The organism is Thermohalobaculum sediminis (assembly GCF_023487995.1).
In the GTDB taxonomy this organism is placed as follows: Bacteria; Pseudomonadota; Alphaproteobacteria; order Rhodobacterales; family Rhodobacteraceae; genus Thermohalobaculum; species Thermohalobaculum sediminis.
In genome coordinates, this window is sequence record NZ_JAMFKN010000006.1 from 259,639 (window position 1) to 282,254 (window position 22,616).

18 protein-coding genes and 4 pseudogenes are annotated in these 22,616 nt (G+C 67.6%); 12 read left to right on the forward strand and 10 right to left on the reverse strand.

Going from position 1 to position 22,616, the window contains the following annotated elements; genetic code table 11:
* Positions 1-92: 92 nt before the first annotated feature.
* The 5 genes from M1105_RS14085 (at position 93) to M1105_RS14105 (ending at position 5,659) form a co-directional block, all read left to right on the forward strand.
* Entirely contained in the window at positions 93-1,130 is a 1,038-nt protein-coding gene (locus M1105_RS14085) for an L-idonate 5-dehydrogenase (protein WP_249581010.1), read from the forward strand.
* A gap of 79 nt (positions 1,131-1,209) precedes the next feature.
* Complete coding sequence (locus M1105_RS14090) at positions 1,210-2,127, forward strand: dihydrodipicolinate synthase family protein (protein WP_249581011.1); 918 nt, start codon at positions 1,210-1,212, stop codon at positions 2,125-2,127.
* Positions 2,127-3,506: an FAD-binding oxidoreductase gene (locus tag M1105_RS14095; RefSeq protein WP_249581012.1), complete on the forward strand. Its 1,380-nt coding sequence runs from the start codon at positions 2,127-2,129 to the stop codon at positions 3,504-3,506. The genes M1105_RS14090 and M1105_RS14095 overlap by 1 nt, the downstream gene beginning before the upstream one ends.
* Positions 3,507-3,518: 12 nt before the next feature.
* The gene (locus M1105_RS14100) at positions 3,519-4,673 is read left to right on the forward strand and encodes a fumarylacetoacetate hydrolase family protein (protein ID WP_249581013.1); all 1,155 of its coding nucleotides are present in this window, start codon (positions 3,519-3,521) and stop codon (positions 4,671-4,673) included.
* Positions 4,674-4,729: 56 nt separating this feature from the next.
* Positions 4,730-5,659, forward strand: coding sequence for a sugar kinase (locus M1105_RS14105; protein WP_249581014.1), 930 nt, complete (start codon positions 4,730-4,732; stop codon positions 5,657-5,659).
* A gap of 100 nt (positions 5,660-5,759) precedes the next feature.
* Here the strand turns inward: M1105_RS14105 and M1105_RS14110 are convergent, their stop codons facing one another.
* Both M1105_RS14110 and M1105_RS14115 read right to left on the reverse strand, forming a co-directional pair.
* A complete protein-coding gene (locus M1105_RS14110; protein ID WP_249581015.1) occupies positions 5,760-6,704 on the reverse strand; it encodes a 2-hydroxyacid dehydrogenase in 945 nt (314 codons plus the stop codon).
* 129 nt (positions 6,705-6,833) lie between these two features.
* Positions 6,834-7,194: pseudogene (locus M1105_RS14115) on the reverse strand (DDE-type integrase/transposase/recombinase); the annotation flags it as partial.
* Between the two features lie 169 nt (positions 7,195-7,363).
* Between M1105_RS14115 and M1105_RS14120 the strand changes: the two are divergent.
* The gene (locus M1105_RS14120; protein ID WP_249581016.1) at positions 7,364-7,762 is read left to right on the forward strand and encodes a nuclear transport factor 2 family protein; all 399 of its coding nucleotides are present in this window, start codon (positions 7,364-7,366) and stop codon (positions 7,760-7,762) included.
* On the forward strand, positions 7,759-8,502 hold the full coding sequence (locus tag M1105_RS14125) for an SDR family oxidoreductase (RefSeq protein ID WP_249581017.1): 744 nt from the start codon (positions 7,759-7,761) through the stop codon (positions 8,500-8,502). Before M1105_RS14120 ends, M1105_RS14125 begins: the two co-directional genes overlap by 4 nt.
* Here the strand turns inward: M1105_RS14125 and M1105_RS14130 are convergent.
* Entirely contained in the window at positions 8,390-9,382 is a 993-nt protein-coding gene (locus M1105_RS14130) for an alpha/beta fold hydrolase (RefSeq protein WP_249581018.1), read from the reverse strand. The two genes, M1105_RS14125 and M1105_RS14130, sit on opposite strands and share 113 nt — an antisense overlap.
* 91 nt (positions 9,383-9,473) lie before the next feature.
* On the opposite strand from M1105_RS14130, the gene M1105_RS14135 reads away from it, so the two are divergent.
* On the forward strand, positions 9,474-10,451 hold the full coding sequence (locus M1105_RS14135) for a GlxA family transcriptional regulator (protein ID WP_249581019.1): 978 nt from the start codon (positions 9,474-9,476) through the stop codon (positions 10,449-10,451).
* A gap of 139 nt (positions 10,452-10,590) precedes the next feature.
* Positions 10,591-10,788: pseudogene (locus M1105_RS14140) on the forward strand (integrase core domain-containing protein); the annotation flags it as partial.
* A gap of 107 nt (positions 10,789-10,895) precedes the next feature.
* On the opposite strand, the gene M1105_RS14145 reads toward M1105_RS14140, so the two are convergent.
* Complete coding sequence (locus M1105_RS14145) at positions 10,896-11,840, reverse strand: transcriptional regulator GcvA (protein ID WP_264759649.1); 945 nt, start codon at positions 11,838-11,840, stop codon at positions 10,896-10,898.
* 181 nt (positions 11,841-12,021) lie between these two features.
* Between M1105_RS14145 and M1105_RS20985 the strand changes: the two genes are divergently transcribed.
* Positions 12,022-12,444, forward strand: coding sequence for a DUF1127 domain-containing protein (locus M1105_RS20985; protein WP_406600627.1), 423 nt, complete (start codon positions 12,022-12,024; stop codon positions 12,442-12,444).
* Positions 12,445-12,549: 105 nt separating this feature from the next.
* Here M1105_RS20985 and M1105_RS14150 read toward each other — a convergent pair.
* Both M1105_RS14150 and M1105_RS14155 read right to left on the reverse strand, forming a co-directional pair.
* Positions 12,550-12,684, reverse strand: a pseudogene (locus M1105_RS14150) (IS6 family transposase); the annotation flags it as partial.
* Positions 12,685-12,808: 124 nt separating this feature from the next.
* On the reverse strand, positions 12,809-14,482 hold the full coding sequence (locus M1105_RS14155; RefSeq protein WP_264759634.1) for a SulP family inorganic anion transporter: 1,674 nt from the start codon (positions 14,480-14,482) through the stop codon (positions 12,809-12,811).
* A 353-nt stretch (positions 14,483-14,835) separates the two neighbouring features.
* Here M1105_RS14155 and M1105_RS14160 point away from each other — a divergent pair, with 353 nt between their 5' ends.
* Positions 14,836-15,480, forward strand: coding sequence for an HNH endonuclease (locus M1105_RS14160; protein ID WP_249581021.1), 645 nt, complete (start codon positions 14,836-14,838; stop codon positions 15,478-15,480).
* Positions 15,481-16,054: 574 nt separating this feature from the next.
* On the opposite strand, the gene M1105_RS14165 is transcribed toward M1105_RS14160, so the two are convergent.
* The 3 genes from M1105_RS14165 to M1105_RS14175 all read right to left on the reverse strand — a co-directional run bounded on the left by M1105_RS14165 (position 16,055) and on the right by M1105_RS14175 (position 20,357).
* Positions 16,055-16,516 carry a hypothetical protein gene (locus tag M1105_RS14165; RefSeq protein WP_249581022.1) on the reverse strand — a complete coding sequence of 154 codons (462 nt, stop codon included), beginning with the start codon at positions 16,514-16,516 and terminating at the stop codon, positions 16,055-16,057.
* Between the two features lie 87 nt (positions 16,517-16,603).
* Positions 16,604-17,764 (reverse strand): hypothetical protein, encoded by a 1,161-nt coding sequence (locus tag M1105_RS14170; protein WP_249581023.1) that lies wholly within the window; start codon positions 17,762-17,764, stop codon positions 16,604-16,606.
* Positions 17,765-17,939: 175 nt separating this feature from the next.
* A complete protein-coding gene (locus M1105_RS14175) occupies positions 17,940-20,357 on the reverse strand; it encodes an outer membrane beta-barrel protein (protein ID WP_249581024.1) in 2,418 nt (805 codons plus the stop codon).
* Positions 20,358-21,466: 1,109 nt separating this feature from the next.
* On the opposite strand from M1105_RS14175, the gene M1105_RS14180 reads away from it, so the two are divergent.
* Complete coding sequence (locus tag M1105_RS14180; RefSeq protein WP_249581025.1) at positions 21,467-21,802, forward strand: thermonuclease family protein; 336 nt, start codon at positions 21,467-21,469, stop codon at positions 21,800-21,802.
* Between the two features lie 144 nt (positions 21,803-21,946).
* Here the strand turns inward: M1105_RS14180 and M1105_RS14185 are convergent.
* Positions 21,947-22,540, reverse strand: a pseudogene (locus tag M1105_RS14185) (IS6 family transposase); the annotation flags it as partial.
* Positions 22,541-22,616 lie beyond the last annotated feature (76 nt).

A 22,616-nucleotide genomic window follows, 5' to 3' on the forward strand; every position in this document is an offset into this window, starting at 1 on the left:
GTATACCATTTGCGCCGGCATGCAAGAGCGCTTTGGCGCCTTCGGGCGCCTGCGCGGCCGGGTCACTGACATGCCCGCTTGGGGAGGCAACGATGAAGGCGCTCTACGTCCACGGTGCGAAGGACCTGCGGCTCGACGCCTGCGCGTCCGCCGAGCCGGGGGCTGGCCAGCTCCGCATCCGCATGGCGCGCGGCGGGATCTGCGGCTCGGACCTGCATTACTATGCCCATGGCGGATTCGGCACGGTGCGCCTGCGCGAGCCGATGATCCTGGGCCACGAGGTCTCGGGCCATGTGATCGGCGTCGGGGCAGGGGTCACGGGCTTTTCCGAGGGCGATCTCGTCGCGGTCTCGCCGTCGCGGCCCTGCGGCGCCTGCCAGTATTGCCTGCGCGGCCTGCCCAACCATTGCGAGAACATGGCCTTCTACGGCTCGGCCATGCCCTTCCCCCATATCCAGGGCGCCTTCCGCGAGGAGCTGGTGGCCGAGGCCAGTCAATGCGTCAAGGCCGGGGGCCTCAGCGCCGCCGAGGCCGCGATGGCCGAGCCGCTCTCGGTAGCCCTCCACGCCATCCAGCGCGCGGGCCCGGTGCTTGGGCGCCGTGTCCTCGTCACCGGCTGTGGCCCGATCGGGGTGCTCGCGATCATGGCGGCGCGCCGGGCTGGCGCGGCCGAGATCGTGGCGACCGATATCGCCGACGGGGTGCTCGCCTATGCCCGGGCCGCGGGGGCAGACCGCGTTCTCAACACCGCCGCCGACCCCGAGGCCCTGAGGCCCGACTGCGCGGGCAAGGGGAGCTTCGATCTCATGATCGAGTGCTCCGGCGCGGCGCCCGCGCTTGTTGGCGGCATCGCGGCGCTGCGGCCGCGGGCCATCATCGTGCAGCTTGGCCTTTCGGGCGACATGGCGCTGCCGATGATGCAGATCACGGCCAAGGAGCTCGATCTGCGCGGCTCGTTCCGCTTCCACGAGGAATTCCCCACCGCCGTAGCGATGATGCGCGCGGGGCTGATCGATGTGCGCGCGCTCGTCACCCACAGCTTCCCGCTGGCCGAGCACGAGACGGCGTTCCGGACCGCGCTCGACCGCAGCCGGGCGATGAAGGTGCAACTCGACTTCGCCGCCGGCTGAACGCGGCGCCCGCCCTGCCGTGGCCGCGACGCCGCGCGGCGCGGCCCGACTTCCGACCCCGCAAGGACGACCTGAAGAAATGACCGAAAGACCCTACTCCGGTATCTGGCCGGTCGCGCCCACGCCGTTCCACGACGACGGCAGCCTCGATCTCGAGGGCATGAAGCGTGTGCTCGACTGCATGATCGATCAGGGGGTGGACGGAATCTGCATCCTCGCCAATTTCTCCGAGCAGTTCCTGATCTCGGATGCCGAGCGCGAGACGCTGACCCGCCTCTCGCTCGAACATGTCGCGGGCCGCGTGCCGGTGATCGTGACCATCAGCCATTTCGCCACGCCAATCGTGGTCGCCCGCGCGCGGCGGGCCAAGGCGATGGGCGCCGACATCGTGATGATGATGCCGCCCTATCACGGCGCGCTCCTGAAGGGCACGGCCGGGCAGACCTATCAGCAATTCGCACGGGTGGGCGAGGCCGGCATCCCCATCATGCTCCAGGACGCGCCGCTCTCGGGCGTCGACCTGCCCGTGGCCCTGCTGGTGCGCATGGCGCGCGAGATCGAGATGCTCAAGCTCTTCAAGATCGAGTGCCCGCAGGCCGCGGCCAAGCTCAGGGATCTGATCGCCGAGGGGGGCGATGCCATCGAGGGGCCATTCGATGGCGAGGAGGCGATCACGCTCCTTGCCGATCTCGACGCCGGCGCCACCGGCACCATGACAAGCGCGATGATCCCGGACCTGATCGGTCCGGTCGTGCGCGACTTCCTCGCCGGGCGGCGGCAGGCGGCGGTCGAGGGCTATGCCCGCGTCCTGCCGGCAGTCAACCACGAGAACCGCCAGTGCGGGTTCCGCGCCGCCAAGGCCGCGATGGTGGCGGGCGGGGTGATCGGCTCGGACTTCTGCCGCCATCCGATCGCGCCGCTGCACCCCGACACGCGGTCGATGCTGCTCGAGCTCCTGCGCCCGCTCGACCCGCTCGTCCTGCGCTGGGGCAAGTGATGCCGGTCGAAGGCGCCATCGCGGACCTCTCGCCTGTCCTTGGCGACAAGCTCACCACTGCCGCCGCGGCACGCGAGCAGCACGCGCACAACGAGGCGCATTTCCCGCGCGCCCTGCCCGATGCCGTGGCCTTCCCGGAATCGACCGCAGACGTGGCCGCAATCGTCCGGGCCTGCAACCTGCATCGCTGCCCGGTCGTAGCCTTCGGCGCGGGCACGTCGCTGGAAGGGCAGCACCTGGCCACCTCCGGCGGCATCTCGCTCGACATGAGCCGTATGGCGCGTGTGCTCGAGATCCGCGCGGAGGACATGGTCGCCGTCGCCCAGCCCGGCTGCACGCGCGAGGGGCTGAACGAGGCTCTGCGCGACAGCGGTCTCTTCTTCTCGGTCGATCCCGGTGCCAACGCCTCGCTGGGCGGCATGGCGGGAACGCGCGCCTCGGGCACCACGGCGGTGCGCTATGGCACGATGCGCGAGAACGTGCTCGCGCTCGAGGCGGTGATGGCCGACGGCACGGTGATCCGCACCGGTACCGCCGCGCGCAAGAGCGCGGCCGGCTACGACCTCACGCATCTGCTGATCGGCTCGGAGGGCACGCTTTGGATCATCACCGAGCTCACCTTGCGTCTGCACGGCCTGCCCGAGGCGGTCTCGGCCGCCACCTGCCGCTTCGAGACGGTCGAGGACGCGGTGAATGCCGTCATCCTCACCATCCAGTCCGGCATTCCCGTGGTGCGCATCGAGCTCGTCGACGAGATGATGGCCCGTGGCTTCAACCTGCACGCGGGCGCCGACCTGCCGGAAAAGCCGCATCTCTTCCTCGAATTCCACGGCTCGCCCGCGACCGTGGCCGAGCAGGCCGCGGCCTTCGGCGCGATCGCGGCCGAGTTCGGCGCCACCGGCTTCCGCTGGACCGACCGCGCCGATGAGTGCCGCGCGCTCTGGCGCATGCGCCACGACGCGCATTATGCGATCAGCCGGCTCAACCCCGTCAAACGGACGCTCGCGACCGATGTCTGCGTCCCGATCTCGCGGCTGGCCGAGGCCGTGACCACCGCGCAGGCCGAAAGCCGCAGGCTGGGCCTCATCACCGCGATCCTCGGCCATGTCGGTGACGGCAACTTCCACTGCGGCCTGCGCTTCGACCCCGACGACGCGGCCGAGCGCGCCCGCGTCGAGGAGTTCGCGGCAACCCTCGCGAAGACTGCGCTCAGCCTCGGCGGCACGATCACCGGCGAGCACGGCATCGGTCTTGGCAAGATCGGCTACATGCAGGCCCAGCACGGGCACGCGCTGGCGTGGATGCAGGCGATCAAGGCCGCTTTCGACCCCAACGGCATTCTCAATCCAGGCAAGATGCTGCCCACCCCCGGGCATTGACGGAGGACCGCGATGCTTCCCCTCTCGAACCCCGAACCCGGCGCCGCCCTCGTCGGCCGCGTGTGGCGCACCGGCATCGGCCCGGCGCTGGTCGCCGTGCGCGGCGAGCGCCTCGTCGACATCACCTGCGCCGAGTCGCCGACCCTGCGCGACCTGCTTGAATGCGACGACGCGGCCGATCGCGCGCGCGTAGCACCCGGCGAGGATCTGGGCACGCTCGCCGATCTCGCCGCCGCCTCGACCGAAGCGGCCGCGGACGACGACGCGCCCCGCCTGCTCGCGCCCGCCGATTTGCAGGCGATCAAGGCAAGCGGCGTCACCTTCGCCGAAAGCATGGTCGAGCGCGTGATCGAAGAACAGGCGATGGGCGACCCGAGCCGTGCCGACGAGGTGCGCAGGCGCGTGCAGGGCGCGATCGGCGGCAGCCTCGCGGGGATCGAGCCGGGCTCGGACCGCGCCGCGCGCGTCAAGGCCGCGCTCCAGGCCGAGGGGCTCTGGTCGCAGTATCTCGAAGTCGGCATCGGCCCCGACGCCGAGGTCTTCACCAAGGCCCAGCCGATGAGCGCGGTGGGCTGGGGCGCGGCCGTAGGCCTGCACCCCGATTCCACCTGGAACAACCCCGAGCCCGAGATCGTGCTGGCGGTGAACAGCCGCGGCCGCATCCTTGGCGCGACCCTGGGGAACGACGTGAACCTGCGCGATATCGAGGGGCGCTCGGCGCTCCTGCTGCCCAAGGCCAAGGACAATAACGCCTCCTGCGCCATCGGCCCCTTCCTGCGCCTGTTCGACGACGGCTATTCCATGGCCGATGTCGAGGCGGCCGAACTGACGTTGCGGGTCGAGGGGCTCGACGGCTTCGTGCTCGACGGCGATTCCTCGATGCGCCAGATCAGCCGGCGCCCGGCGGATATCGTCGCCCAGACCATCGGGCGGCATCACCAGTATCCCGACGGGTTCCTGCTGTTCCTCGGCACGCTGTTTGCGCCCATCCAGGACCGCGACGCGCCGGGGCAGGGCTTCACCCACAAGCCGGGCGACGTGGTGACGATCGCGGAAGCCCGCCTTGGCGCCCTGGTCAACACCGTGCGCCTCTCGACCGAATGCCCCGAATGGCGCTTCGGCACCGCGGCCTTGATGCGCAACCTCGCGGGCCGAGGGCTGCTGTGAGCGCGGGGGCAGGGGCGGGCGCAGGCGCGGGCGGCGCGGGCGGCGCGGGGGGCGGCATGCCCGGACCCAGCTTCCTCGCCATCGGCGAGTGCATGGTCGAGATGGCGCCCGCGCCCGGCGGGCTTTTTCGCATGGGCTTCGCGGGCGACACCTTCAACACCGCCTGGTATGCCCGCCGCCTGCTGCCCGCCGAATGGACGGTGGGCTATGCCACGGCGGTGGGCGACGACGCGGTCTCGCGCGCGATGCTCGAATTCATGGGCGGCGAGGGGATCGACACCGGCACCGTGCGCCGCATCCCCGGGCGCACCGTGGGCCTCTACATGATCCGGCTCGAGCAGGGCGAGCGCAGCTTCTCCTACTGGCGCGGGCAGTCGGCGGCGCGCGCGCTGGCCGATGACGCCGACTGGCTCGACCGCATCCTCTCGGGCCGCGACCTGCTGTTTTTCTCGGGCATCACCATGGCGATCCTGGGCCCCGAGGGGCGCGCCACGCTGGTGGCGGCGCTCGGGCGCGCCCGGGCCTTGGGCGCGCAGGTTGCCTTAGACACCAATCTCAGGCCGCGGCTGTGGGAGAGCGAAGCCGCGATGCGCGCGGGCCTGACCCATGCGGCCGCGGTCGCCGACATCGTGCTGCCCTCGTTCGACGAGGAGACCGGCCTCTTCGGCGACGCGCGGCCCGAGGAGACGGTTGCCCGCTACCGCGACCTCGGCGCCACGCTCGTCGCGGTCAAGAACGGCCAGGCGCCGGCGCATCTCTGGTCGGCGCGCGAGGGCGCGCGCATCTTCACTCCGCCCCACGTGGCCGAAGTGGTCGACAGCACCGCGGCCGGCGACAGCTTCGACGCGGGGCTGCTGGCGGCGCTGCTGACCGGCGCCACGCTCGACGAGGCCGCGACCCGCGCCATGACGCTCGCCGCGCGCGTGATCGGCAAGCGCGGCGCGCTCGCGCCCGATCTTTTCGAAGGGCAGGCGGCGCAATACTGACCGCGCGCGCCACCCTTCGCTGCCCCGGGCTCGACCCGGGGCCTCACCGGACGCGTCAGGCCCCGCGCCGCGCCGCGCCCGTCCCGCGCCGCCGCCCGCCTCAGTTCACCGGCGTCAGCAGCGCCCGCCCGGCAAGGAACGCCGCGATGTTGTCGCGCTGCAGCTGGCCCATCGCCTTGCGCGTGTCGACCGTGCCCGAGCCCTGATGCGGCTGCAGCACCACGTTGTCGAGCTTCAGGAACCGCGGATCGATGTTGGGCTCGTTGAGAAAGACGTCCAGCCCCGCGCCCGCGATCGCGCCGCTCTCCAGCGCGTCCAGGAGCGCGGCCTCGTCGACGGTGCTCCCGCGCGAGATGTTCACGATCACCCCGCCGGGGCCCAGCGCCCCGATCACCTCGCGCGACACGAAGCCCCGCGTCGCCGCGCCGCCCACAAGGGCCACGATCAGGTAGTCGACCGCGCCCGCCAGCGAGACCGGGTCGGCGTGATAGGTCCAGCCCGGCGTCTCTTTCTCGCTGCGCGCCCAGTAATGGATGTCCATCTTGAACCCCGCCAGCCGGTCGGCGATCTCGCGCCCGATCCGCCCCAGCCCAAGGATGCCCGCGCGCCCGCCACTGATCTTGCGGTTCAGCACCATCTCGCCCCGTGCCGCCCACTGGCCCGAGCGCACCCATTCCGAGCCCTGGACGATCCGCCGCCCCTGTGCCAGCAAGAGCGCGACAGCAAGATCCGCCACGTCGTCGTTCAGCACGTCGGGCGTGTTGGTCACCTTGATCCCGCGGGCCGAGGCCGCCGCCACGTCGATCGCGTCATAACCCACGCCATAGTTGGCCACGACGCCCAGCTCCGGCAGAAGGTCCATCTCGGCCCCGCCAAAGCCCTTGTGGCCCTGATAGGCCAGCGCGCGCACCCGCCCGCGCAGCTCCTGCGCCAGCCCGGCGAGCCCGGATGCTTCGGGGATGCGGTGAAGCGTGTAGTCGGACTCCATCGCCTCGATGTCCCAAGGCTTGTAGGCGCCGATGGCGATCAGGTCTGGCCGGGCCATGATGTCTCCTTGTTCAGATGCGGGCGTACTATTCCCGCCGCCCCGAGCCGGCGCAAGGACCTGCTTCATCGCCGAGGGATCTGTCGGATCAACTCGAACCAGTCTCGGTTCTGCCGGGGCACGGGCCTTTCAGGCGGCGCCGAGCTGACGCCACTGATCAAGAACAGGGGCGCGATTGAGCTTAACGACGTCCCGGCTTGAGAGCTGCGTTCGTGGTTGAAGTGGTTGTCGACCGAGGAATGAACGGCGGGGAACATCTGTAAACTTCGCATCCGCCGGAAGCGGAGCATCGCGCTCTCGTCGCCGGAATGGCAGATGTGAATTCTCTACCCTTGTTGTTCACCCAGCGACCGGCTCTCTGTCGCGCCTCAGCCCCAAGCGCCTTGAGCGCGGCGCCATATGTCATTGGCCGGTCGGTCACGATCACTTCGACCTGACCGTGCTCGCGCACTGCCTTCCTGAGGAATTCCAGCGCAGTCTTCTTGTCACGCGACGGCATGGCTGAGCGCGGTGGTAAACATCTCGCAATCGACCGCGGCGGCGCGGAAGCTGCCGCGGCGGGCGCCGGCGATCGCGGCGTCCATCTCGGCGAAGCTCTTCATCGTCCCGGTCCTTCATCATTTCGTGCCGCATCATCCAGCTTATGAGGATGCAAAGGCGTGGCCAATTTCGATGCTGAAGCTGGCGGCATCCTACCGCCGGCGGCCCGACGCAAAGGAGATGCCGAGATTTCGCCCGAACTTTCCGCCCCCGTCGCCGCCTATTTCGGCGCCGATGCTGCGTGCGACTCCGAGGCTCTCGCCGGCAGCTTCGCCGACGGCACCGCCGTGAAGGATGAGGGCGGGACGCGTGTCGGCGCGGACGCGATCCGCGCGTGGTGGCGCGCGGCGAGGGCGCGATACCAGTTCGACAACGAGCCGCTGGACGCGGTCAACGAAGGCGACCGGGTTCTCGTCCGCGCCCGGGCGACCGGCGACTTCCCCGGCAGCGCCGCTACCCTGCGTTTCGCATTCGAACTTGAGGGAACCGGCATCCGCCGGCTGGAGATAGGGGCATGAGCGCGTTTCCCGACCTTGCGGGCCGGCGGGCGCTGATCACCTCCGGCACGCGCGGCGCCGGGGCCGCGACCGTAGCCCTCTTCCGCGAGCTCGGCGCGCGGGTGCTGACCACCGCCCGGGAGCGCCCCCCGCGCCTGCCCGAGGAGCTGTTCGTCGCCGCCGATCTCACAACGCCGGAGGGCTGCAATGCCGTGGCGGACGCCGTGCGCCGGCGGCTGGGCGGCGTGGACGTCCTGGTACACGTCCTCGGCGGCAGCGCCTCGCCCGCCGGTCGGTTCGCAGCCCTCGGCGATTCTGAGTGGGCCCGGGAGCTGGCGCTGAACCTCCTGCCTGCGGTGCGGCTTGACCGGGCGCTGCTGCCGGGGATGCTGGAGCAGGGCCGGGGCGTGGTCATCCACGTCACCTCGATTCAGAGCCGGCTTCCCCTGCCAGAGGCGACCACCGCCCACGCCCCGGCCAAGGCGGCCCTCTCCACCTATTCCAAGAGCTTGTCCAAGGAAACGGCGCCACGAGGCGTGCGGGTTCTGAGAGTCTCGCCAGGCTGGATCGACACCGAAAGCTCCGTCGCCCTCGTCGACCGCGTGGCCGCGGAGGCCGGAACGCACCGCCTGCCGGGGATGCAACAGATCAAGCCTTCGCGAAGGCGAGCAGGTCGGCGTTCACCAGATCGGGGTGGGTCGCAAAAGGAGCGCGCGAAAGGCCCGGATAGGTCTTCAGGGTGCCGTCCCGCAGCAGCTTGATCGCCTTGCGGGCGGAATTGTCGATGGGCACGATCTGGTCGTCTTCGCCGTGCAGCAGCAGGACGGGAACCTCGATCGCCGTCAGGTCCTCGGAAAAGTTCGTTTCAGAGAAAGCCCTGATCCCGTCGTACTGCGCCTTCGCGCCGCCCGCCATGCCCTGGCGCCACCAATTGTCGACCAGTCCCTGGCTGATCTCCGCGCCCTCGCGGTTGAAGCCGTAGAACGGCCCCGAGGCGACGTCGCGGTAGAACTGGGCGCGATTGGCGGCCAGTGCGGCGCGGAAGCCGTCGAAGACTTCGATTGGCAGGCCTTCGGGGTTCGTCTCGGTCTTCAACATGATCGGCGGCACTGCGCCGATCAGGACCGCCTTGGCGACCCGGCCGGGCTCGGCCCGGGCCATGTAGCGGGCGGCCTCGCCGCCGCCAGTGGAGTGGCCGATATGGATCGCATTCCGCAGGTCGAGCTTGCGGGCCAGCGCCGCGACGTCGGCCGCATAGTGATCCATGTCGTGCCCGTCCGAGACCTGGGCCGAGCGGCCATGGCCGCGCCGGTCATGGGCGATGACGCGGTAGCCTTGGCCGAGGAAGAACAGCATCTGCGCGTCCCAGTCGTCGCCGCTCAGCGGCCAGCCGTGGTGGAACACGACGGGCTGCGCGTCGCGCGGGCCCCAATCCTTGTAGAAGATCTCGACGCCGTCGTCGGTGGCGATTGTGGCCAACGTTTCAGCTCCTGTGCGAGCGGCCGCGTCCTGCGGCCGGATAGGGAAGGCGAGGGCGGCGCTCGCCGCGCCCGCGCCGGCGAGCAGCGCGCGCCGGGGGAGGTCGGGCGATTTCGTCGGAGCGGTCCGTGTCATCGGTTCTCCTTTCGTCTCGTTCTGCATCGCGGTTCCGATGGACAGAAAGCTAAGGGCGCCCGACGCTGCGCGGGATTGGCGGAACTGACATCATTCGAGGCGGAACTGACAAATGGGTATGGCGGACAAGCCGGCGGCGCAGATCGGACTGCTAATCTATCCGGACTGCCAGCTCGCGGCGGTGCACGGGCTGACGGATTTGTTCCGGATAGCCGGCGAGTGGGCGTCTCGCAGGGCCGGCGAGGGGCCCGCGCCCTTCGTGCGGATCAGCCACTGGACCGCGTCGGAGGACGAGGGCCGCGTCGCGTGCACCTGGGACAGCCATCCCGGCGCGCCGCATGTGCTGACCCACGCGATCGCCCCGCCCTCGCTGGTGGCGCCTGACCAGATGCGGCCCATGCCCATTTCAGCCGCCTGGATGAAGGCGCGGCACGCCGAGGGCGGGGTGCTGGGCTCGGTCTGCGCCGGAGCCTTCGTGCTGGCCGAGACGGGTCTCGCGGATGGGCGGCGGGCGACGACCCACTGGGCCTTCGCGCAGGCGCTCGCGGAACGTTTCCCAGCGGTGCAGGTCGCGGAGTCCCGGATGGTGCTGGTGGACGGCGACCTGATGACTGCCGGCGGCATCCTGGCGTGGACCGACCTGGGCCTGACCTTGGTGGAGCGGCTGATGGGCCCCTCGGTGATGCTGGCCACGGCGCGGTTCCTGCTCGTAGATCCGCCCCGCCGCAGCCAGCTTCCCTTCGCCGTCTTCCAGCCTCGTTTCGATCATGGTGACGGGGCGGTCCTGAAGGCCCAGCATCACCTGCAGGCCCGCTCCGCCGACGGGCCCGGCGTACCCGAACTCGCCGCCATCGCCGGGCTGGGCGAGCGGACCTTCCTGCGCCGCTTCGCGAAGGCGACCGGGATTCGGCCAGTCGAGTACCTCCAGCAGGTCCGCGTCGCTCGCGCCCGGGAGGCGCTGGAACTGACTCGCGACCCGGTGGACCAGATCGCCTGGAAAGTCGGCTACGCCGACCCAGCCGCCTTCCGCAAGCTCTTCCACCGCCTCACCGGCGAAACCCCGACGGCCTATCGCAAGCGGTTCGGCATCGCGTGATCGCTGGGCTGCCCTGATCCCGGACGCACCGTGGAGCGGCTTCGCCCTTGCCCCGAAATTGAGCCTAGCTCAACCACACCTGTCATTGCCGCAAATCGTTCGGCAAGGAACGCCCTCACCATCGCGCTCGCAACCCAATATGAACGGCGAGATCTTCCACAGTCTCGCCGAGGCGAAGATCGTCATCGAATGCTGGTGCCAGCACTACAACACGATGCGCCTACACTCGTCGATGGGTTATCGACCGCCACCGCCAGTGGTCGTGCAGTGGCCGGCTCCACCATCCGGAGCCGCTTCGCTGGCTACCCCGACCGTGGCACCCAGACCCGTCATGCACAAAGATTCAAATCCGACCACTTCATTGGGGCAGGTCAACCGGATCACCCACGTGGAGCAGGTCAGTTTGAACAGTAAACGGCCATCTGGGCAATCGGCGATGCCGGGTCATGATTGGCCTGACGGGTCGCGGGGTTGGGCGTCGCTCCCACCGATTTCTGCGAGAATCCAGTCGCGGAAGCAGGTGACCTTGGCGTCGCCGGCGCGCACGCCGGGATAGACGAGGTAATAGCAGAACATCGTCGCCTGGCGGATCGATGGCGGGAAGGGCCGAACGAGCCGGCCGGTCTTCAGGTCGCCCTCGGCCAGTGCCTCGCTCGCCAGCGCCACGCCGTGGCCTTCAGCGGCGGCCTCGACGGCCATGCTGTCGGCGCTGAACCGCGGCCCGCGGCTGGCGTCAAGGCCCTCGACACCAGCAGCCCGCAGCCACATCCGCCAGTTCGGAGCGGCTTCCTCCTCCATCTGCCAGTCGACATGCAGCAGGGTGTGGTGGCGCAGATCCTCGGGTCGGCGCAGGGGCCTGTCCCCCTTCACCAGCTTGGGGCTGCAGACCGGATAGACGACATCGGTCAAAAGGCATTCGGCACGCAGGCCCGGGTAGTTCCCCCGGCCATAGCGAAGCGCGACATCGACATCGTCGCCGGAGAAGTCGGCGAGGCGGTCTGTTGCGTCGATCCGCACGTCGTATTGCGGATACGACTCGCGAAACCGATCAAGCCGGGGGACCAGCCACTTGGCGCCGAAGGAGGGTGCGACGCTCACTGTCAGGATCGCCCCCCTGCGTCCGGCTTGCAGCGCCCGCGCGCCGTCCGCGAGGCGGTCGAAGCCCTCGCGAAGCAGGGGGAGCGCCGCTCGTCCGGCTTCGGTCAGTTGAAGGGCTCGGGTGAGGCGACGGAAGAGTTCGACGCCACAGTACTCCTCGAGCGCCTTGACCTGCTGGCTGATCGCCGCCGGCGTGACGTGAAGCTCTTCCGCAGCCTTCTTGAAGCTGAGGTGCCGGCCTGCCGCCTCGAAGGCGCGCAGACTGTTCAGCGGGGGAAGGCGACGGTGCAGGCGAGTCTCCCTGACGAATTAGCGAAGCTATCGGGTTCAGCCAGAACATCTCGTTTGTAGATGCGATTGTTCAAGCAGATATATCCAGGTGTCAACCGGCTGCGCTTGGCGAGAAGCGGACGTGGTCAAGTAAATCTATCTTATGGCGGGCGATGTCCGTCTCGGGAGAAGGAGGCCGATCATGGGATTCCATCGTCTCTGGCTGAGCAACGATCCGGCGCTTGAGGCTCATCTGCGCAAGGCGAACGAGGCGCGCGCCGCGGTAGTCTACGCGCTCTTCCGTGCTGCGGCCGGCCGCGTCTCCTCGGTTGTTCGCGGTGTGACCGACGTCTGTCGCCGTGCGAAGCAAACGCGACGAACGTACCGGGCGCTTTCCGAGCTCGATGATCGGGCGCTTCGGGATATCGGGTTGAACCGGGACGAGATCGGCATGGTCGCCAGGCTCGGTGGGACGGCCGATCCCGAAGTTGGGCTCACGATTGCTGAACTCAGGGGCGGCGAAGCTCCCGGCGGGCATGCGCAGGTGATCCCGCTTCAGCGAACCTCCGGGGCGCGCAGCACGACGGCGAGAGCCGAAACGATGCGCCGGCCGAATGCGGCCTGATGCGGCTGATGTCGGACGGCGGCATAGCCGTCCGACACCCGGGTTGTGGTCGGTCGCCGCATCTTTCCGTCCACCCAGGGCGCGCATCCGGTCCGCGCACCTCCGCCGGATCTCGGCGGCAAACATCGGCCCGAACCGGTGCCACCAGAACCGCACCGTCTCGTGGCTGACGTCGATGCCGCGTTCGTGCAGCAGATCCTCGACGTTCCGGAGCGAGAGCGGGAGCCGGACGTAGAGCATCACGGCCAGACGGATGATCTCAGGCGACGTCTCGAAGTAGCGGAAGCGGCCTGCGTCGGCTAATGCCGCAAGGGTAGGGACGCGGCTATCCCGCCTCAAGCGAACCTCCTTTGGCAGTGCCCAGTCAACTCCGGTCACCTCCCAGAAGTTCCTCGATCCTCGCCTCGCGCGACACGCCGCCGACCTCATCGATGATGCCGGCGCCACGAAGGACGTCGCGGACGTAGCCATGCGCGCCGACGAGCCGCAGCGGGACGTTCCGCGCTGCGAGTTCCTTCTGCAGCGCATGGAGCATCGAGACACCGGCGAGGTCGATGAATGGAGAGGCCGAAAGGTCGCAGATGACCAGCCTCAGGTCCGCCGTCCCACGTGCCGTGATCCGTTCGAGAACCTCGGCGAGCACGTGCTCGGTATTGATATAGAGAAGCGATGCCTCCGGCCGGAAGGCGAGCGCGTTGGGCGGCTCCTCGTTCTCGGGGTGCCGCTCGAGGTCGGAGTAGAGCCGCGTGCCGGGAATCCGTCCGAGGAACGCGACATGCGGCCGGGAGGCACGGATCAGGACCAGCACCAAAGAGGCGAGGGCGGCGAGCAGAATGCCCTGGAGGATACCAAGGAACAGGACGGCGCAGAGCGCGATCACCGCCGCCCAGAAATCGAAGCGGCTCACCCGCCACATCCGGTAGAGGGCGCCGATGTCGATGAGACCGGCGATGGCCGTCAGCACGATGGCGGCGAGGACGGCCTTCGGGAGGTTCTCGAGGAGGCCCGTCAAATGCAGGAGGCCGGCCGCGAGAGCGCCAGAAGCGAAGACGAGGGCAAGCGGACTCCGCGCGCCGGCACTGTCGTTGACTGCGGACTGCGATAAGCCACCCGCCACCGGATAGCCCTGCCCTAGGCTGGCTGCCAGGTTCGCGGCGCCGATCCCGAGGAACTCCTGCCGCGGGTCGAGCGGATAGCCGTGCTTGCTTGCGAAGCTGCGCGCGGCCGAGACTCCCTCGATGTAGGCCAGCAGCAGGCATCCGGCGGCGAGCGGGACGATCCCCTCGACATCGCGCAGGCGCAAGCCAGGCAGGGAAAGTTCTGGCAGTCCGGCGGGGATGTGCCCGGTGATCGGCACGCCGAGCGCCGGAAGGCCGAACAGCGGCGCGAACAGGATCGAAGTGGCGACGACGCCGAGCGCCACGGGTCTTCCAGGCAGCCAGCGCTGCCCGAGAGAGAGTGCCGCGAGGGAGACGATTCCGACAGCCAGCACCGCGGGGCGAGAATCGGGGAGTTGCCCGACGAAGAGCACCGCCCGCTCGACGAAGTTGTGACCTCCACCCCCGACGCCGAAGAGGCCGGGAAGCTGTGTCATGGCGATGGTCAGTCCCGCTCCCGCCTTGAAGCCGACGAGAATGCTGTCGCTGATGAGCTTTGCGAGCACGCTGAGGCGCAGGAGCCATGAGAGAAGGGCAAGGAGCGCCACGGTGAAGGCGGCGAGGCTCGCAATCTGGGCGTAACGGGTCGCATCACCCCCCGCCATCGCGCCCACGGTGCTGGCGATCATCAGCGAGATTGCCGAGGTCGGCCCGACCGCGAGCTGCCGCGAGGATCCAAGGAGAGCATATCCCAGCCCGCCGAGCAGATATCCATAGATCCCCACCTGCGGCGGCAGGCCGGCGAGCGTCGCATAGGCCAGGGAGACCGGAATGGCATAAGCCGCGAGCGTCACGCCGGCCAGCAGATCACAGGGAAGGTCCGCGGCCCGGTAGTCTGCGAGCCAGCGGAATGGGGGAAAGACTCTTTTCAAATTGGACATCGCATTCGCCGTCTCCCGTCACTCGTGCTGACCGGCGCGCCGTTCCGCACATTTGCACAGTCCTCCCTCTCCGCCTCGGGCGGATCCGCGGCGCCCGCGTCGGTACTGCGTGTTGCGGATGTAGCGGGTGTAGCGGCGCCCCGCGAGCGAGATTTGGATCCATGTGGCCAGACACCATCCACCCGCCACCACAGCGGGCTGCTTGCACTGTGTTGCATTGATCGATGTGTCGTCAGCCGGCAGGGTGAACTGAGCCAACGCGGATCCGGAGCCCTCGCCGATCAGATTCTGCGGCGACCGCGAGGGCCACGCCGCCGCGCCCCCATGCGCCCGATCCAGGCAAGGAGGAAGACATGCCGCCGAAAACTCGCAGCAGTACCCTCATCGAACGGGATCCGCTCAAGGCGCTGACCGGCCGCGTGAAGGGAAGCGGAAAGCACAACACCAGGTCCGTCTCGAAGCGCAAGCAGATCGTCTCGAACGTCGTGCGCGAGGTCGTTCGGGAGACGAACGAGGGCATGTCCCCTGAGGAACTCGAGGCGCTTCAGAAGAAGGCCATCAAGAAGGCCATCAAGGACATGGAAAAGCGCGACCGGCAGGCAAAGCCGCCCAAGAAATGCGGCGCGCGCAAGATCGCCAACAAGGACCGGATGGATTTCGAACCCGCCTTCAGGAAACGGTTCTGGCGCAAGCATGCCAACAGCCCATGCGCCAAATGCGGCGACCCGATCGCCGAGGACGAGCGGAGCATCGATCACGTCACGCCTTGGGCGGACGTCCGGATCGGTTTGGAGACCGCGACCGTCTGCAAGGACGACGTGCACTGGGAAGTCGTCTTCGTCGACACGATGCTAACGGCCTACCAGGACAAGCGGAACCTCGTTCCGATGCACAAGCGATGCAACAGCAGCAAGGGCGGAACCCAGGGCAACGACACGATCACCCCGATCAAGGTCGGGGTGTGCTTCGGAAACTGTTCCCTCGAGAAGGCGACCTGACGCCCGGAGATGCCCGTTCTGTGATCGGCTGCCAGACGCCAGCGGCGTATGCCGCCCGTTGCTCCGTCGGCGCGACAGCTCCAGAGTGACGCCCCGGCTTCGGTTTCGGCTGGATGATCTTCGGGGACCGCAACAAATTGATCACACGTGGATCGTGAGCCCTAAGCGATCCGATTATTCATCCACTGCGCGGACCCCGCCGCGCCGCCGCGCGCCAGGCCCGGCCAAGAAGGAAGACATGTCGCCGAAAAACACGGAGCAGTAGCCTCATCGAGCGGGATCCGCTCAAGGCGCTGACCGGCCGCGTGAAGGCGAGCGAGAAGCACAACACCAGGTCCGTCTCGAAGCACAAGCAGCTCGTCTCGAACGTCGTGCGCGAAGTCGTTCGGGAGATGAACAAGGGCATGACGCCGGCGTAGCTCAGCGGAGTGAAATGCGGCCGCACGGTGATGGATTGTGGTTGTCCGCGCTTGCTGGCGGGCAGGTTCCTCCCCACCGGTGGTATTGTGTGAGGGGCACCAGCATGCTGCGGCCGGTCATCCCTCCTGTCCGACGGATGGCGATTTCTCGATCTTCATCCGCCAGCGTCGCTGAACACCCGCTCTTCGAGCGAGTGACCGCCGCCGCGGTCGAGCCGGCCGCCGGCCGCCCGTCCGCCCATGTAGTTTGGCCCCTTGCCGCCGCCGCTCTCGTGCCCGCCATCCGCACTGTCATGATCATCGCCATCGGTGTGGTCGTGATCCTCGCCGCTGTCGTGGCCGCCGCTGGCGCCGTCGCGGCCACCCATGTATTTCGGCCCCTTGCCCTTGCCATCGGAGGCGGCGTGGTCGTCACCGGTCGCGTGATCGGTGTCATGGCCGGTGTCGTGCGATCCGGTGGTGAGGTGGCCTCCGCCGGCGCCACCCTTGCCGCCGCCGCCGCCGCCGCCCAAGTGGGTCTGCGCTATTCCCTCCGCGGGGAGCGTTGCGACCAGAACCGTGAGCGCCGTGCCTCCCAGCAGCCGCGCAAGCCTTCGCCGTGTGATCGGTGCCGTCATGCCCATGAGAGCCTCCCTTCCCCGGCTCGAACCGGAAGGGGGCGCGGAGCTTCCGTCCGCGCTCACCCATTCTCGCGCAGAGCGCCCTCAGTTCGCGGCCAGCTGGTCGATCGGCACGGCGTATTCGTGGATGTACTCGAGCACCTGCCGGGCATCCTCGGCCGCCGCGGTGAAGGCCTCGAGAGTTCCGCTCGCGGTCAGGTCGGTGCTGGCGAAGACCGTCTCGTAGATGTTCACCTCAGTGGCCTCCCAGCTGCCGTCGGTCTGCTGGATCAGCACGGTCGCCGTCGCGTCCCCGAAGGTATCCGAGCGGTCGTAGCTGAAGCTCGAATAGTCGATGTCCGTGTAGGTCACGCTGCCGACCGTCACCGTCTGGATGTCGAGGAAGGCGTCGATATAGGCAATCTCGTCGACCGAGAACGGCGAGGTCTTGTCGGTCGCCGCCGCGAGGAAGGCCGGCGCCGCCTGAAGGTCCTCGATCGTCAGCGCACCATCGACCATGAAGTCGAACTCGGTTCCGACCAGGTCATCGGGCGTCATGTCGGGGATGCTGCCGGTGGTCATCAGCGCGACATAGATCGCGAGGTTCTCGAGCGGCGAGTCGATCGTCTTGGTGGTCTCGACGCCGTCGACGAGCGTGGTGACGGTGAGGCGGCCCGACGGATCGAGCGCCAGCGCGGTCGCGCTCTCGAGAAGCAGGATCACCTCGTCGGCGCGCCGGTCGAGCACCTTGGTCGGCGCACGGCCGACGTTGAGGCGGCCAAGCTCGACCTCCTGGGTCAGCGTCTCTTCGATCGGCGCACCTTCCTCGTCCAGCGGGATCAGGTTACCCTCGGCATCGATCGGCTGGACGAAGCCCTCGGGCGTCAGGATGGGGACGCCATCCTCGTCGCGCAGGATCACCCACAGGTCGCCGAACAGGTCGCCCCGCTTCGAGCCGGCCGTCGTCGGCTTGCCACCGGCGCCCGCCTTTCCACCCTTCTCGCCAGCCCAGTCAGGCCGATCGGAATCCTCTTCCTCCGCGCCTGTGATGTCGCGGAAGATGCCGCCGAGGCCGCCGCCCCTGCCTTCGCCCGCGCCGGCGCCGCCCTTGCCGTGAGCGCCACCCTGGCCCTTCTGCTGCCCGCCCGCGCCCTGGCCGCCGGCGGCGAATGCCGTGTCGCCCGGCGCGGTCAGCGACAGCGCCACGGCAGCGGTGCCTGCCATCAGGATGCCGGTCAGCCCGGGAATGAAACGTTCGATCGTCATGAGGCCCTACTCCCTTGGAATGTCCGTCACGGCTTCCTGCCAATACCCACCCTTTCGGCGAATCGATTCGCTTCGGCCGGACACCCGACAGTGAAGACCCGGCGCGGCGGGTGCTTCCTTGATCAGCGTCAAAAGAACCACATATTCCCTGTGGTTTTTATCCGGGACGCGGCGGTCAGAACCTGTATGTCAGCCCGACGCCGAACTGGTTCTCGGCCGGATCGAAGCTCTCGATGCCCGCGCCATAATCGACCGTGAAGGCATCGTAGTCTGTGCGCGTGTATTCGAGGTTCACGTGCAGATCGTCCGTGACCGGGAACTCGATGCCGCCGCCAAGCCGCAGGCCCACCTCCGTGCGCGTTCTCGACACGTCGTTGCCTGCGAAGTTGTAGTCCGCTTCGAACCAGGTGTTCACGACGCCCGCCTTGGCATAGACGAGGACGGCGTCGTTCACGATGTAGCCCGCCCGCACCGCGCCACCGACCGCGCCGCGCTTCTGGGCCGAGAACAGTCTGCCCGAGGGGTCGCGCTCGATGTTCCAGTTGGCGGTGCCGAATTCGCCCTCGACCTCGGCGCCCAGGTAGAACGCATCGAAGCTGTGGCCGTAACCAGCCATCAGGCCGCCGAAGACGCCACCGCTGCCCTGACCGCTCTCGCGCAGCGTGGTGATCCCGGCACCCGAGGTCCGCTCGCCGGCGGTGTCGGTCAGGATCACGCCATGCCCGACCCGGGCGCCGGCATAGAAGCCTGTGAAGTCGGCCGGCTGGGGCGCACGCGCCTCGCGCTCGCCAAGGCTGTAGACGAGGCCGATGCGCGCGACCGATTCCATGTTGGCGAAGTTGTCGCCGGGTGCGCTGACACCGAAGTCGTAGTCGCCATACGAGGTGAGAACGTATTCCATCCGCCCCGAGAAACCGTTTCCGATCGGGAATTCCGCACCGGCGCCGCCGCGCAGTCCCAGGCGCCGCTCGGTGTCCGAGGCCGCCGCGCCTCCGGTGGCATAGGTCGTCTCGAAACTGGTGCCGACCGCGCCTGCGCGGGCGTAGAGCAGGACGTCGTTGCGCGTGCGGAACCCCAGGATGGCGCTGCCGCCGATGCCGTCCTTGCGCTCGACGCCGAAGTTGCGGTTCGAGGCGTGGTGCCAGTCGGCCGCGCCCATGTCGCCTTCGAGTTCGACGCCCAGCAGGATGCTGCCGATATCGGCGCGATAGCCGAGGAAGGCGCCGCCGAGCACGCCCGAGCCCGCGAAGTCGGCGGCGAGGCTGCCGCCCTGCTGCGGGTTGCCGCGCGGCCCCTCGAGCGCCGTGCCCAGCGCGCCATGCCCGAACTGCACGCCGCCATATAGGCCCTCGCCGCTGGCCGACGCGAAGCCGGTATCGGTGGTGTAGGCGGGGTCGAGGGCCGCGCCGAGGCTGATCATGAAGGTGTGGCCGTCATAATCTGCGCCCGCGACGTCCGAGCTGCGCTGCTCGAAGGTATAGTCGCCGCCGACGAAGAAGTTCGGTGTCAGGTGGTAGCGCAGGCCGCCGCCGATTTCGGTGATGTAGTCCGTGCGGCCGCTCTCCTGATAATCGTTCTTGGTGAGGAAGGCATAGCCGATCGCCGAGAGGTCGGGCGCGATGCGGTGCGAGACATTGAGGCCCGACGCCGTCGAGAGATAGCCCGACGCGCCGGTGATGGTCGTCTCCTCGAGCGTGCGCTCGACCAGCCCGGTGACGGTGGTGCGCCGCCCGGGGCGCCAGGTGATCTTGCCGCCGAAATCCACCGCGGTCGTTCGGTCGAAGCGCGCGTCATCATAGCCCTGCGACAGAACGCCGATCAGCGCCTCGCCGCGCACCGGACCAAGCTGGCCCGAGATGCCGACCGCCGCCTGAACGCCGTCCGAACTGCGCTGGAAGCCCGCATCGTCGAACCTGCGTTTATATTCGCGCAGGTCGTAGAGGCCCTGCAGGAAGACCTCGAGCTGGTCGTCGATGTCATAGCTCAGGCGCGCGCCGAACTCGCCCATCAGCCGGTCGCGATCGTTGTTGTCGATGACGCCCCCGCCGGCGGCGGGGACGTTGCCGAAGTCGAAGCGCCGTAGGTTCGCGCCGACGCGCAGGCCGACATCGCCGAAGTCGTGCGAGGCGCCCACGAAGCCGCTTGCTTCGGTGTACTTCGTGGGCCTGGTGCCGTCGACGTCGTCGGCCGAGGATCTCTCCTCGTGCAGCCAGGCATAGTCGGCGCCGCCGAACAGGAAGCTCTCCTCGCCCAGGTTCACACGACCTTCGCCACCCAGAAGGAAATCCTCGTAGTCCTCGCCCGACTCGCGGGCATGGACGCCGATGTCGGCCGCGGCGGTCAGGCCAAGGCGATAGGTCTCGTTACCCCCTTCGACCGTCACCTCGGGCTCGATCACGGTGATGAAGTCACCGCGCTTGTCGTTCTCGGTCGAGAAGATGTTGTCGTCGTATTTCTCGCCTGCCCTCAGCCGGGCGTCGAGGTCCCAATCGCTACCCGTGGATGAAGCATCCTGCGCCAACGCGGCCGCGCTCACGCTGGCCAGCAAGACCGCGAGCCCGATATGTCCATAACGCCAGAAGTCTGCGCTCACCGTTCCACCCCCTGCGGACTTGCGATGACATGCTGAGCGAAGCAGCAATGCACATAAAACACATGGCAATTGGACTCTGGCAAGCCGTCCGCATCAGCACCTGCTCGTATGTATCTGAAAGGCAACGCTCAAATCGTGGTCTTCTTCGGCGGAACCTGCCGCGCTCTTGGGCTGATCCGCGCAGTGCCGCGATGACATGCTGCATCGGCAGGCGCCTTTCGCCGAGTGCGGCCGCGCGGCGTTGTAGTCCTTGAACCAGCGGGCAATGCCAGCACGGCCGGCTGGCGTTCGCGAGATCGAGGTCACGTTGCCGCGTTGGGTGAACAACTCAACGGCCGATCTGTTCTTCGGAGGAGACCCTCGTGCGAACCGCAGCGAATATCAATCATCCGCCGAATTTGTTGAAAAAATCCGCAATCGTTGAATCTGCGGGATTATTGCTGCCATGTCGAGTAATATAGTATCCGTAAAAAAAGATATGGCAGATGATTGAGCGACCGGGTGAGCTTTATTCGAAAATATACTCCCGAGCCGCCCTAGATCGAGCCTCCCCGGCATCGCGGGGCTCGACGGGGCGGGCGGCTTCGATCCTCGGGGCGCATCCTCCGTGGATCGGCGGAGGCTTCTGAGAAAGCAGAGAAACTCAGATTTCGCGTGCTCAATGTTAAGCTGACCAGGCAAATTGGCGGTTGTTCTCGCGCGTAAGCGCGCGGGACGGCCGCCTTCCATCCGCCTTTGATCTTGATGCGGCAGACGTTAACTGAGAAAAAATCTCACCGGTCGGAACCAGTTTCGGAATTAGGTGTTGTCTCTCTGCAGAGTTACGCCACACGCTACGAAGACGCAGACGCAGGATTACGCCACAACAAAGACCGTAGACGCCGCCGCTGGGTATTAGCGGCGGCGTTTGTCGTTTAACCTGCCGTTAAGGACTCCGTGAGAGAGCGTAAGCGCGGCTAACCTGCCGTAGGTCGAGGGTAGCCGCAACACGCTAAACGAGCAGAACTCGCCACCTGCGGAGCAAGCAACATGGTGGCATGCTTATTTCGTCGAATCCGCATGTCGAATGATGGGCAGCTGCATGGCGCCTTTGTGGCGAGCCACTTAGCGTGCTAACTGCATACTATGCGCCTCATAATTCTTTTTCTCGTTTTATTCCTAGTCTTGCCCTGGCCGCCGATCTGCGTGGCGTGGCGCGCGTGGTTGACGGTGACACGCTGGCCCTTTGGGACACGCGCATCCGGCTTCACGCGCTGCACGCGCCAGAGATAGACGAGCCGCGCGGACGTGAGGCCCGAGACGTTTTGCGGGCCATTGTGGAGCCCAAGCCAATCACCTGCCGCGCAGTGGATCGGGATCGTTATGGGCGTATCGTGGCGGATTGCGAGAACGCCGAGATGCAGGAAGGCGGCGGCGCAGGCGAGACGGAAGAGGCGCGTGGCTAGCGCGCATTAATCCGCAGCACGCCGCTTAGTCAGGTTGTGCTGGGGAAATCTCGGGGGAAAAAGACACGGAGTTTCTTTAAGTAATTGAACTTAATAATAAAATTATTGTTTATGGCGGTGGTGTCAGACGAATGCGAACTCGTCTCAGTTTGCCGGCGAGCGCCGGATATCAGATCGCGCCGACTGACGCCACTCCTCGAGAGCGGCGGTTCTGTTGACCTTGAAGATGTGCCGGCTCGAGATGCTGCGTTCTTGATTGAAGTGGTTGTAGACGGAGGCGTGGACGGCGGCGAAGAGTTGCAGGGTTTGCATCCGTGTGAACCGCAGCATCGCATGCTCCCGTCGTCGCAGTGGCAAGTGCGAGTTCTCGACGCGGTTGGTCAACCAGCGTCCCGTCGCCTGCAGATCTGTCCCACCGAGCTCACGCAGTGCCGCGCGGCACGATGAGAGCCGGTCGGTGATAATCTCCTGCGGCCGGCCGTGGCGGCGCATCAATCTCCGGAGGAATTTCAATTCCGCCTTTTTGTTCCGGCGCTTGGTGACGACGGCTTCGAGCTCCTCTCCCTCGTGATCGACGGCGCGCCATAGGTAGTGGTGTTCGCCGTTGATCTTCCCGAAAACCTCGTCGACGTGCCAGCGCGAGGCGGAGAAAGCGCGCATCCGGTCAATGCGTTTGCGCCGGATCTCGGCGGCGAACATCGGGCCAAACCTGTTCCACCAGAACCTGACCGTCTCATGGTGGTGTCAGACGAATGCGAACCAGTCTCAGATTGGCTGTCAACGTCGGCCTTCAGGCTGCGCCGAGCTGACGCCA

What these genes read in the sequence shown, in the direction of transcription:
- M1105_RS14085 (WP_249581010.1), top strand. Translation starts at nt 93, where the DNA reads ATGAAGGCGCTCTACGTCCACGGTGCGAAGGACCTGCGGCTCGACGCC.
- M1105_RS14090 (WP_249581011.1), top strand. Translation starts at nt 1,210, where the DNA reads ATGACCGAAAGACCCTACTCCGGTATCTGGCCGGTCGCGCCCACGCCG.
- M1105_RS14095 (WP_249581012.1), top strand. Translation starts at nt 2,127, where the DNA reads ATGCCGGTCGAAGGCGCCATCGCGGACCTCTCGCCTGTCCTTGGCGAC.
- M1105_RS14100 (WP_249581013.1), top strand. Translation starts at nt 3,519, where the DNA reads ATGCTTCCCCTCTCGAACCCCGAACCCGGCGCCGCCCTCGTCGGCCGC.
- M1105_RS14105 (WP_249581014.1), top strand. Translation starts at nt 4,730, where the DNA reads ATGCCCGGACCCAGCTTCCTCGCCATCGGCGAGTGCATGGTCGAGATG.
- M1105_RS14110 (WP_249581015.1), bottom strand. Translation starts at nt 6,704, where the DNA reads ATGGCCCGGCCAGACCTGATCGCCATCGGCGCCTACAAGCCTTGGGAC.
- M1105_RS14125 (WP_249581017.1), top strand. Translation starts at nt 7,759, where the DNA reads ATGAGCGCGTTTCCCGACCTTGCGGGCCGGCGGGCGCTGATCACCTCC.
- M1105_RS14130 (WP_249581018.1), bottom strand. Translation starts at nt 9,382, where the DNA reads ATGCAGAACGAGACGAAAGGAGAACCGATGACACGGACCGCTCCGACG.
- M1105_RS14135 (WP_249581019.1), top strand. Translation starts at nt 9,474, where the DNA reads ATGGCGGACAAGCCGGCGGCGCAGATCGGACTGCTAATCTATCCGGAC.
- M1105_RS20985 (WP_406600627.1), top strand. Translation starts at nt 12,022, where the DNA reads ATGGGATTCCATCGTCTCTGGCTGAGCAACGATCCGGCGCTTGAGGCT.
- M1105_RS14155 (WP_264759634.1), bottom strand. Translation starts at nt 14,482, where the DNA reads ATGTCCAATTTGAAAAGAGTCTTTCCCCCATTCCGCTGGCTCGCAGAC.
- M1105_RS14160 (WP_249581021.1), top strand. Translation starts at nt 14,836, where the DNA reads ATGCCGCCGAAAACTCGCAGCAGTACCCTCATCGAACGGGATCCGCTC.
- M1105_RS14165 (WP_249581022.1), bottom strand. Translation starts at nt 16,516, where the DNA reads ATGACGGCACCGATCACACGGCGAAGGCTTGCGCGGCTGCTGGGAGGC.
- M1105_RS14170 (WP_249581023.1), bottom strand. Translation starts at nt 17,764, where the DNA reads ATGACGATCGAACGTTTCATTCCCGGGCTGACCGGCATCCTGATGGCA.